The sequence below is a fragment of the Bacillus cereus group sp. BfR-BA-01356 genome (assembly GCF_022663635.1).
GTDB lineage: Bacteria > Bacillota > Bacilli > Bacillales > Bacillaceae_G > Bacillus_A > Bacillus_A cereus.
On record NZ_JAKUFX010000166.1, the window covers coordinates 1 to 10,600 of the forward strand.

The following is a 10,600-nucleotide window of genomic DNA, read 5'->3' on the forward strand; positions in this document are numbered from 1 at the left end:
TCGAGAGATTCATAAGAAAACGTCATCCTTTCTAGTCTAGCTTTTTTAGAAAGAATAACGTTTTTTTACACTTGGGGGTAGTGAAGATTTTTAAGTTGATGGGCATGGGATATATATTATATTTAACAAAAAACAAAAATTAGTAACAACTGTAACAGCTTTAACATTAGGATGTGGATTTACTTTCGGATTAACACCAGCCTTTGCAGATTCTAATAAGATTAATACTCCTATTCATTCTATTCAAAACCAAGAGCAAGAGCCTTTTACTGGATATGTCATTTCAATAGATAACAATTATTTAGTGGTTGCTGCTACTTCTACAAAAGATGAAGCACTTATTTATCAACATAATTGGTGGGATTTAGTTTTTCAGAATAAAATTTTAAGAGTGCCTGTTTCTGATAGTGAACACTACACATTAGGTGAAAAATTAAACGTATATGCAGTTGGTTGGACTGCATAATTACCACCAATTGCTGTTATGCCTACTATTGAAAAAATAATCCAATAGATATTACTTACAATAATAAAGGATGTTTCTCTTCGAGTTCTTAACAACGGCTTATCAATTAAAACAAAAGCATTCATTTGAAGTACGACTGTTTCCGCAGCCTTCTTCAATTAACCAAGACTATATAAATTTTGTGGAAGAAAAACATTTCCACTCTATATAATGCAACTTCTTAATTAGATGTTCCAATTAAATATATTTTGATTAATCATAAGTTGACATTTGGCAAAAAGAAGATGCCGAAATATCAACTTGTAGTAATTGAAATTAAAATGCAGAAAACACACAAGAACGTCTCTAGCTCATTTAAATACTAGAGACGTTTTTCGTTTTTCGTTTTTCACTTATCTTTTAAACCATTAATTTTTTTCAGTTTCTCCATTTAATCGTTGATTTTTCAAATTAAAATAAGCATCTAATATATCTTTGCCATTTGCACAATTAATACCTGATTTCTCCTCTTGAATCCACGGCACAACAACAGAAAATACAGCTTCAGGATTATCATATATCTTATAACCTGCTAATGTTGAATTGTAACATTCTCTACGCAATCCTTTTTCATCTCTACCTTTCTCACTTTCTCTGTCATACACGGTCTGTGTAGTACCGGTTTTGCCAGTTGGTTTATATACTTTTCCTTATAAATCTAACTGTTATTAATAATTTTAAAATTATATAATATATTTTTAATAAGTAGTCCTCTTTAAACCAAAAATATAAATAACTCCTATTTAATTATATTTACATACTATTAACCTTATGTTAATGTGGACTCTATTATAATTAATTCTAGTTGATTTTTAAATTTCTTTACCCTGCTATAAGCAGTGCATACACAATATGAAAAATTAAAATAGTATTTCTTAAATTTTCATGGGAAATTACCGCTAAAGAATCTATAAAATATTATAATTAAATATTAAAAAATCGTGCCAAAAGATGTAGAGTATAAATTGTAAAGAATAGTATGTACACAAAGGTAATTTGAATTCAACAGCAACGAAATAATTATAAATTGAAATTTTAAGGATGTGAAAATATAATGAAACCGGTGTTAAAAAAAATATGTATTTCCTTTGCTTTTTCTTTAACAGGGTTATTCTGTTTTTTTAAGTTTAATGGAGACCTGTTATTGTATGGGGCAGGGATTTTAATGGGATATTTATCTTTATTTAATATCATAAGTTTATATCCTCAAAATCCCCATGATAAAATATTTACTAAAGTTCTTAAAAAAATTGCAGTTGTTTCCTTTAGTTTTGCAGTATTAGGAATATCCTTTGGCATAATACACGAATTATTAGGAGCATGGAGTCTTAGTATAATGACAAATTATTGGTTTCTAATGCTACTTTTATATGTAACAAACTTATTTTCATTAGTTATTTTAGTATTTGCAAATCAAAATGACCAACATTATCCCTGGTTTTATAGAATCCTTATACTTTTAAATTTCCTACTTACCTTAGGGCCAGTTTTATTCCCAATATTTATTCTAATTATTGGAAACGGTATGAACGCACATACCATATGGTAATCGTATTTAAATTACATAAGTCAAGATTGGTATATCGTAGTGATGCTTTGATATCAAAGCAAATTAAGCTGTAAATATGAAGAGTACAGATTATTTGTTTCAAAAAATAGAGTCTCAGAAACATGTTCTTGAGACTCTATTTTTTATTTCTGTTTAAATAAAACATGTATGTGAGAAGTAACTGTTTAAAGAAGTTAATACGAAGGCTCTTAAATTAAATCTAATACAAGATCCAATTTTTCGTTCTTTTTAACACCTAAGTCTTCAAATGCAATGCCATTTTTAATTACTATACTTAATTTTGATAAATTTTTAATATTTTCGATAGGATTACTAGGTAGTACCAATAAATTTGCTCTCTTCCCTTCATCTATTGTACCAACTTGTTTATCGATCCCTAAAATCTCCGAGTTACTTTTAGTCACCAAATGTATTGCTTTTTCTTCGGTAATACCGCCAAAGCGAATGATATGATCTAACTCTCTCCATAAATCATAGTGCGATACATAGGCCATTGCCGCATCGTTTCCGACTCCTACACTAATTTCATTCTCAATGGCTTGTTGAAAACTAATTAACATGTCTTCATAAACAATTTTTGCATTTTCAAAAAGTACATCATTAATGTTTGTTTTACTTCTATCTAGTAATGCATATGGATAAGCAGCTTGAAATGTCGGGATAAGTGAAGTATATCCTCGTAAAGCATTTGGATTTTGTTTATAAAGAGAGATAATTTCATCATCCATTTGAGCACCATGTTCAATTGTATCTACACCGCCCTTTAAAGCAATCCTAACTCCTTCAGTGCTCTCTACATGAGCTGCAACCATCATTCCAATTTTATGTGCTTCTTTACATATAGCTAAGACTTCTTCTTCAGTTAATTGAATTCTCCCTGCTTCGCCAATCGTTTTTGCATCGGTTACGCCACCAGTTACACAAATTTTAATTAAATCAACACCTTGGCGTACATTTTTACGTACATTCTTCACACCATCCCAAGGACCGTCAGTCTCCAGTGTTAAATAGGGTGCACCATGGCCACCTGTAGCACTAATAAAGAAACCTGAGACCAATAAGTCGGCACCAATAACTTTTTCAGCCTGTATATCATCGCGTAGTTTCACATCTTGATAAAAAAATTCTCCAACAGAGCGCATTGTGGTTACACCAGATTTTAATGCAACTAGAGCATTTTTCTTCATTCTATTATAAATAAACTTTTTTCCGAATCTTGTATCCAATAACTTAATTCCAAAATTCAGCACATCTTCACTAAAAGTTAGTCCTGTGGGGATTCCATCAGAAAATAAATGCGCATGTGCATTTATAAGTCCTGGCATAACATATTGGTGTTTGATATCAATTTGTTCGTAATCACTGGGGACAATCATTCCTTCAATATTTTTGATTTTTTCTATGACTCCTTCTTTATTGATGAGAATAACCATGTTTTTTTCTATTTTTCGATTCAAATCACCGTTTATAACTGTGCAATTCATTAATGCTGTTTTCTTTTTCATATCATTATCATCCTCACCTGAAAAGTAATCTAATAATTTGAGTAAATAGACAAATTTATAATTATTTTTTTATATCCTCTCTTAATACACCTTATTCTTTTATAAGAGTTCCTCTTTAGTCTTCCAAATTTAATAAATCAAATTCCTATATGTGCAGCCATTACTAATAAGGGTTGAATTGAAATAATGTATTACTATTAAAATTCGGAAGTTAAACGATAACTAAAAGAAAAATAACATTAGTAGCGGACAACAAACACATATATTAACCTTTTTGAAATTTCCCTCTTTACATTGTTTTATTTAGAGTATTTTATCCTTTTCTAAATAAACCTAATACTTCTGCTGATTCTGTTATATTTACAAACGCTTGTGGATCAACTTTAGAAATTATAGCTTTAATTCCAGATAGCTCTTCTCGAGAGATTACCGTCATTAATACATGTTTTTTCTCATTTGAGTATGCGCCTTCTCCATTTAGCAAAGTTATACCTCGTACAAAATTAGAGAGAAGTGTTTCTTTCATCTTTTCTACATGATCTGTTACAATCATCAGAGTTATTTTCCGATGTTTTGTATGAATTGCATCAATTACTTTTCCAGTAACATAAATGGATAATAAACTGTTTAAAGCAATATCCCAATTAAAAAACAATCCAGAAATAACAACTATAATCGTGTTAAGTACGATTAAAAATTTACCAAGCTGAATATCTTTTTTTCGTGAAAGCAACATACCGATAATATCAAATCCACCTGTTGAACCATTACAATTGAACACTATCCCAATACCAACCCCAGCAGCTACACCACCAAATAATGATGAGAGTAGTACATCGCTTGTCAATGCATGTATAGGAATAGCATATAATGCTGCTGAAAATGTAATAACTGAGACAATTGTGTAACTTATAAATCGTTTTCCTAGGCTAACATATCCCACAATAAGAATTGGTAAATTCAATAAAAAGTTTACCATCCCTATATTAAAAGGTGTTAAGATTCCAATGATAATTGCAACGCCACTAATTCCACTACTTAAAATTTCATGTGGAACTAGGAAAAGATTAAAAGAAAGTGCTGTAATGACAGAGCCAAAAATAACTCCAAGTAATCGATACATAGCTTTACCTGCCTTCAACAAAATGTAATATATAAAGTTTATTTTAAACAAAAGTATATTTTTAAATGTAAGGCTGTCGTATGAAATTCATTTAGAGACTTCTCTTCCTTTTCCTCAAATTAAATTCCTACTTTGCATCACGTTCCTTCTTCGTTTTCTTAGCTTGCTTGCCTTCGATTGCATCAAATTTTTGAAAGTAATTCGAATAAAAATACTTGAATGAACTCAACAATAATTAACATAAAAGCTTTTATTTGAAGAGACTCTTCTGAATTTCTATGTTAATAGCAACTAACTTACCTTGACTTAATATTAAATAATATTAATAATTATAGGAAATACCTAAAAAGTATCTTATTAATATCTTTTAGGTATAAATGATTGGAAGGAAGGGAAGGAAATGGAACTGAGACACATCCGATATTTTTTAGCACTGGCAGAGGAACTTAACTTTAGTAGAGCTGCGGAAAAACTACACATTGCTCAACCACCTCTGAGTAAGCAAATAAGGGAATTAGAGGAGGAAATTGGAGCGAAATTATTTAACCGGACAAAGCGGCATGTTGAGTTAACAAGTGCTGGAAAAGTGTTTCTAAATAGAGCTTATCAAATCCTTGATCAAGTTGAACAAGCGTGTATTAGCACCAGATTAACTTCTACCGGCTTTGAAGGCGAGCTTGTAATGGGATTTAGTGGCTCCGTACAAGACCTTATTCAACCTATTCAAGAATTCCGTAAACAATATCCTGAGATTGGGATTGTATTACAACAATTAAGTACACCTCTTCAAGTTAAAGCTTTACATGAAAAAAGAATTGATGTAGGTATAATAGCTGCCCCGATAAATAGCAATAAAATTCATGTAAAACCAATCCAAAAGGCATGCTTAAAGGCAATACTTCCTGAAAATCACCCTCTGGTTTCTAAACAAGCAATTTATATTGGTGATTTGGTGAACGAACCCTTTATTATGGCAACTAAATCAACAGCCCCATTTTATTATGATACTTTTATGAACCTATTCAAAAACGTGGAATTCTCACCAAAAATCATTATGCAAGCTAATGATCTTCAAACTGTTTCATCGTTAGTCGGAAATGGTATGGGAATTGCTTTGTTCCCCTCATCACTTTACCCATTAAGTGGTATTGTACAAAGAGAAGTTGAAGATATAAATATAGCAATTGAAGCGTCATTTGCATGGCGAAAAGATAATCAATCTGAAATACTACGTAAATTCTTAAAATTTTATTTTGATATGCATAATAATGAGTAAGTATTTGGTATGATTATTGTTTGTCGCCTTATAGGGGGTCCCACTACATCACTATTCTTAACAGATAATAAATCTCTAAGAAATAATGATTTAATCAAAATTTGATATATAAATATAAAATCAGAGAGTAATTTCAAAAAACAGCTTAAATCGCAATACAATATTACAAATCGATTTACTAAATAAATTAAATAAAAGGCAAATGAGAAATTACTAATTTCTAATAAAGAAACCATAATTATGATTTTTTAACAAAAACAGAAAAACTCTCCTAGTTATATTTCTTGATGTAAGAGAAAAAATTGTGATTAATCTCTCTGCATGATAATTAGAAGAGTATAAATAAACGCTATATATTTTCATTAATCATTAAAGTACTAAAACAGGTATTAGTACTTTAATCTCAAGTTATTAAAGCGTAAAGACTAAATACGATACCGAGAGACGTTACTATGAATATTCGTGAAGGATTAATTCCAACTAGGGAACATCATATATATTTGTGACTACTTTACCATCTTCAACACCAGTCGATTACTTATAAGCCATTTTTGAAACTTTTCAAACTCTGAAATGTACAGCATATAATGTAGGGGGGTACAGACATGATTCGTAAATGTGTACTTTTTACATGATGTATAAATTTCTAATGAATTCTATACTATAAACATCGCAATATAAGTTCTGAATTTTCTTTCTATTCACAGTATACTAAAATAAGGGAGACTTATCTCGTTATTTTAGTATACTGTGAATAGAATTAGGATTTTGTAATTTACTCCACATATACTTTGAATGAAATCATGATTGCTTGTTTATTGACCAAAAAATAAATATATGGTATGTTTACTGTAGATTAGATATATATTGAATGCATATTTAATGTATATAAAGTATAGCACTTAACTAAATTGCATAAACTAAAAAGACAGGATGCTGGAAACATCCCGTCCAATATGTAACTGCCGCTGTAAGGTGGTTGGTTGCAAGTTTTTAGTTATTTTCTTTTTGAACCACCTTTTGTCTTGCCGGACGCGGTGGTTCTTTTACGTTTATTATTACTTTTAACTAACTTATTTGCATAAGCATTTGCATAAGTTGTTACGAATACTGTTATGAATAGCTTCGTAGCATCTTGTAATAATTGAAGTAAAAAATCCATATCGGTTACTATATACATTATACCATAACCCCTACTGTATTAGGATATTATTAAATTAACCCTTTAAATTTGAAAAAGAAGTTTCTTAGTAAACTAACTAATATCAATTATTAGTTAGTTTACTATAATATAAATATGTATACTTAAAGTTTTCTTTTTCGTAATTTATTTTCTATGTTATATATCAAATTGCTTTCTTCTATTGAGCGCCTCTTATACTATTAAGTAAACAACAACTTAATTTCCAAAAATATCAATATTATAGATTGTGAATCTTTTTCTCTTATAATCAGTTCCTTTTTTTGTAATAACAGCAATTTTGACTGAACAAACAAAAAAACGACCTCTCAAATTCGCTTGTAAACGTCATAGGCGTTTAAGGTAATGCAATTAGACCTGATAGTTTATAAATTCCTTAAAAACAAAAATAGACCCCTTATAACGTTTTTTGTTTTTTTAGGGGTCTATTCTCTCTGGAATTTCTATTCTTCTATGTCTTCTTTTACTTCAGCGGTTAAAATGTCTTCAGCAAACTTCTTGTAGCCATTATACCCTATCATTTCAGCCTTTTTCTTTATTGCTTCTAATACCTTTTCATCAAGGTATAGACTTAAATGCTGCTTTTTTTCTTTCGACTCTTCTTTTGATCTATTTTCAATTCTTTCTTTGAATATTTCCAGATCTTTTTTTAAGTACAAGCGTTCAGTAGATTTCCCTTTAGCAATCTCTTTAAAAGGCAACATCCCATCTTTAGCTGCATTATGAACGTATGTCTTAGATTTGTTTAGAAATTCAGCAGCTTCTTTTAATGTTAAACAATCTTTGTATAATTCCTCTAGCTTTTTTACATCCTCTTTTTCAAAGCAATATCCTCCATCTGCTTTCCAGGTATCTAGATTGATAGGTTCGATGTGTTTATACTTAATTAAATAACCTAATTGATTTTTTGTTAACCCTACCCGATCGCATACCTCTTCTAAAGATAAATAGCTCATATCTCACCTCATCCGAAACTTTCATTCTAGCTGTTCTTTAAATTTTCTTAGTTGATACTTTGTTAAACCTGTTTCTTTTACTACATCTTTGATTGAGTACTCCTTATACTGCAGATATTTAAATGGATTTTCCATATAACGTTCTCGTACCTTATTAAATGTACTCTTTTTCGACAAAGAATTCAATTGATCTCCTTTCTCTCGGATGGAATCGAAAATGGGACACCCTTTACAATGTTTGTAGTTTCTTTGTTTTGCCTGTTCTTGCTCATCTGTACAATTCACTGATAGGTTGTTCAGAGGGCAAATTGAACAATGTGCATCTTCTAAATTATGGATTTCTTGTAAAATTTTTCGACGAAGATGAGTCAAAAAAAATCTCCTCCTACCGCATCTGGATTGAAATGTACAAAAAAAAACGAATTTAACATTTCCATTATATATCATCTAAACAGAAACGTTAAATTTTAAGGTAAAAATATTATTTTAATCATTTCATTTTATACCACGATAAATTATAAGTTTATTGTGGTATAATTAGAATTATAAAAATTTATATAAAAATATTTGTTTAATATTTCATTCTATAAAAGGTTGTGTTTAAATTTGAATATTATAAATTACGAACATAATAACCAAATTGTAAAATCAAAATCAGATTTTTTTGATAGCAGTCATTTTGAAAACATTATGGGTTTGGGTATCCGTAATATTGACTACTCCCAATTAAGTGAAGAATCATTGGTTTATTTATTTTTACACGATGAGCCTTCTTTAACGAAAAAAAGAAGTGAGCGAACAAAACAACAGTATCTGCACGATCTTTCTCATTTTCTTCGTTACATAAAAGAAACAATCGGAACCATCCAGGAGTTATCCCATAATGAGATGGAAATCTACTTCTATGAATTAAGTAAGAAATATGCAGCCACTACATTACGTAAAAAGAAAACAGTAGTTCAGCAGTTTTTAAAATATGTGTACGATAACAACGGACTCTCAGACAACTTTAGTAGTCGCCTTAAAAAAGTATCCGTAAAAAAAGAAGAGCTGGTCAATCGTGACCTTTACCCAGAAGAAGTTAACCAGATCTTAGATGAACTGAAAAAATCCAACTATTTTGTTTACACTGCATTTTTCCTGTTAACTACAACAGGACTACGAATTGAAGAAATCGCAACTGCTAAATGGGCAGATTTGGTCTTTCATTCATCTTTAAATGCCTATTTACTTCGTGTAGTTGGTAAAGGGAATAAAAGTAGGGAAGTTCGCATCTTTGAAGATACATTGGATGCTTTATGCCATGTTCGAAGTTTACGTAAACAAACAACAGAACTAGATGCATCGAGTACCTCCGCTTTTCTCCCTAAAGCTGATGGATCAAATTATCGAGCGGACTATCTCTCTTCTCTTGTGGCCAAAAAAATAGAAGAAATAAATTTAGATTTTCTGCGTTACCGACAGGATAGAATCACTCCTCACACTTGTAGGCATTTCATGGCTAATTACTTAATGGAAAAGGGTGTTGAACTAAAAAAAATAAGGGACTATTTAGGGCATGAATCTATCATGACTACAGAACGTTATTTAAGAGAGCGTACAAGACGTCAAAGCTTGGCCACAATAGATATAGGAAATTCATTATTTTAGTAAGTATATATAATAGGAAGAAACTCGATTTAATGTTTCGATTTCTTCCTGTTTTTTTGCTCATAGAACACTAAATATTTCTCTATCATCATAACATTTAAACTAATTATTACAAATTAATTTAAATTATGACTTATTATTAGTCATTAGGACACAATTTACCTTTTCTGTTTTACACTAACTTTATAAATCAGAAAGGAAAAGGTGATGATATGTCCCATCTAAGCAAACGACTTGCTGAATTGCGAAAAAAACAAGGATATACCCAATCCGATATATCACATCGCCTAAACATTGCCCGTACTACTTATGCAAATTGGGAATATGGGAAAGCTGATCCTGATGCAGATTCCATCATGAATCTTGCTGAAATACATAATGTCTCCATAGATGAACTATTCGGGCGAAATGCACCCCTCGAAAGTAAATTAGAATTAATTAAAGTAGCAATATCTGATTTGCCTCCACAAAAACAGCAAGAAGTGTTAGAGGTTCTTATTGACTACACCTACTTCATAAAAAAGCATTTTACCAAATGAATGTAAAATTATTTTTCAGCAAATTTTATATGATACGTGAGTTAAATGCACTTGTTTAATATTAGCCTGTAAAAAGGGGCTACACATTTTCAATGCTCCGCCCTCGCGGAATAATCTTATGAAACCCTTGTGTTATCAGTAGATTTGATAACACAGGGGTTTTTGCACATGCCCATCAACTTAAAAATCTTCACTACCCCCAAGTGTAAAAAAACGTTATTCTTTCTAAAAAAGCTAGACTAGAAAGGATGACGTTTTCTTATGAATCTCTCGAT

10 protein-coding genes and 1 pseudogene are annotated in these 10,600 nt (G+C 30.5%); 5 read left to right on the plus strand and 6 right to left on the minus strand.

What is annotated here, in order from left to right:
- Positions 1-118: 118 nt before the first annotated feature.
- Entirely contained in the window at positions 119-466 is a 348-nt protein-coding gene (locus tag MR168_RS29975) for a hypothetical protein (protein WP_044129470.1), read from the plus strand.
- A gap of 407 nt (positions 467-873) precedes the next feature.
- On the opposite strand, the pseudogene MR168_RS29980 reads toward MR168_RS29975, so the two are convergent.
- Positions 874-1,146, minus strand: a pseudogene (locus MR168_RS29980) (penicillin-binding transpeptidase domain-containing protein); the annotation flags it as partial.
- A 413-nt stretch (positions 1,147-1,559) separates the two neighbouring features.
- On the opposite strand from MR168_RS29980, the gene MR168_RS29985 reads away from it, so the two are divergent.
- A complete protein-coding gene (locus MR168_RS29985; protein WP_021728290.1) occupies positions 1,560-2,054 on the plus strand; it encodes a DUF3902 family protein in 495 nt (164 codons plus the stop codon).
- Positions 2,055-2,263: 209 nt separating this feature from the next.
- Here the strand turns inward: MR168_RS29985 and MR168_RS29990 are convergent, their stop codons facing one another.
- Positions 2,264-3,580 carry a metal-dependent hydrolase family protein gene (locus MR168_RS29990; protein WP_021728291.1) on the minus strand — a complete coding sequence of 439 codons (1,317 nt, stop codon included), beginning with the start codon at positions 3,578-3,580 and terminating at the stop codon, positions 2,264-2,266.
- Positions 3,581-3,893: 313 nt separating this feature from the next.
- Entirely contained in the window at positions 3,894-4,703 is an 810-nt protein-coding gene (locus MR168_RS29995) for a YitT family protein (protein ID WP_021728292.1), read from the minus strand.
- A 400-nt stretch (positions 4,704-5,103) separates the two neighbouring features.
- On the opposite strand from MR168_RS29995, the gene MR168_RS30000 reads away from it, so the two are divergent.
- Positions 5,104-5,979, plus strand: a complete 876-nt coding sequence (locus tag MR168_RS30000) for a LysR substrate-binding domain-containing protein (RefSeq protein WP_021728293.1) — start codon at positions 5,104-5,106, stop codon at positions 5,977-5,979.
- Positions 5,980-6,976: 997 nt separating this feature from the next.
- On the opposite strand, the gene MR168_RS30005 is transcribed toward MR168_RS30000, so the two are convergent.
- From MR168_RS30005 to MR168_RS30015, 3 genes are all read right to left on the minus strand, one after another.
- The gene (locus MR168_RS30005) at positions 6,977-7,159 is read right to left on the minus strand and encodes a hypothetical protein (protein ID WP_021728294.1); all 183 of its coding nucleotides are present in this window, start codon (positions 7,157-7,159) and stop codon (positions 6,977-6,979) included.
- A 464-nt stretch (positions 7,160-7,623) separates the two neighbouring features.
- Positions 7,624-8,136: a helix-turn-helix domain-containing protein gene (locus MR168_RS30010; RefSeq protein ID WP_023901704.1), complete on the minus strand. Its 513-nt coding sequence runs from the start codon at positions 8,134-8,136 to the stop codon at positions 7,624-7,626.
- A 21-nt stretch (positions 8,137-8,157) separates the two neighbouring features.
- Positions 8,158-8,508 (minus strand): zinc-finger domain-containing protein, encoded by a 351-nt coding sequence (locus MR168_RS30015; protein WP_098685286.1) that lies wholly within the window; start codon positions 8,506-8,508, stop codon positions 8,158-8,160.
- A gap of 234 nt (positions 8,509-8,742) precedes the next feature.
- Here MR168_RS30015 and MR168_RS30020 point away from each other — a divergent pair, with 234 nt between their 5' ends.
- Together MR168_RS30020 and MR168_RS30025 are read left to right on the plus strand one after the other, a co-directional pair.
- Positions 8,743-9,786, plus strand: a complete 1,044-nt coding sequence (locus MR168_RS30020) for a tyrosine-type recombinase/integrase (RefSeq protein WP_021727866.1) — start codon at positions 8,743-8,745, stop codon at positions 9,784-9,786.
- Between the two features lie 212 nt (positions 9,787-9,998).
- Complete coding sequence (locus tag MR168_RS30025; RefSeq protein WP_023901702.1) at positions 9,999-10,325, plus strand: helix-turn-helix domain-containing protein; 327 nt, start codon at positions 9,999-10,001, stop codon at positions 10,323-10,325.
- Positions 10,326-10,600 lie beyond the last annotated feature (275 nt).

Bases quoted from the DNA above. Each gene is read 5' to 3' on its own strand.
- MR168_RS30000 (WP_021728293.1), top strand. From the start codon at position 5,104: ATGGAACTGAGACACATCCGATATTTTTTAGCACTGGCAGAGGAACTT.
- MR168_RS30005 (WP_021728294.1), bottom strand. From the start codon at position 7,159: ATGTATATAGTAACCGATATGGATTTTTTACTTCAATTATTACAAGAT.
- MR168_RS30025 (WP_023901702.1), top strand. From the start codon at position 9,999: ATGTCCCATCTAAGCAAACGACTTGCTGAATTGCGAAAAAAACAAGGA.
- MR168_RS29995 (WP_021728292.1), bottom strand. From the start codon at position 4,703: ATGTATCGATTACTTGGAGTTATTTTTGGCTCTGTCATTACAGCACTT.
- MR168_RS29990 (WP_021728291.1), bottom strand. From the start codon at position 3,580: ATGAAAAAGAAAACAGCATTAATGAATTGCACAGTTATAAACGGTGAT.
- MR168_RS30010 (WP_023901704.1), bottom strand. From the start codon at position 8,136: ATGAGCTATTTATCTTTAGAAGAGGTATGCGATCGGGTAGGGTTAACA.
- MR168_RS29985 (WP_021728290.1), top strand. From the start codon at position 1,560: ATGAAACCGGTGTTAAAAAAAATATGTATTTCCTTTGCTTTTTCTTTA.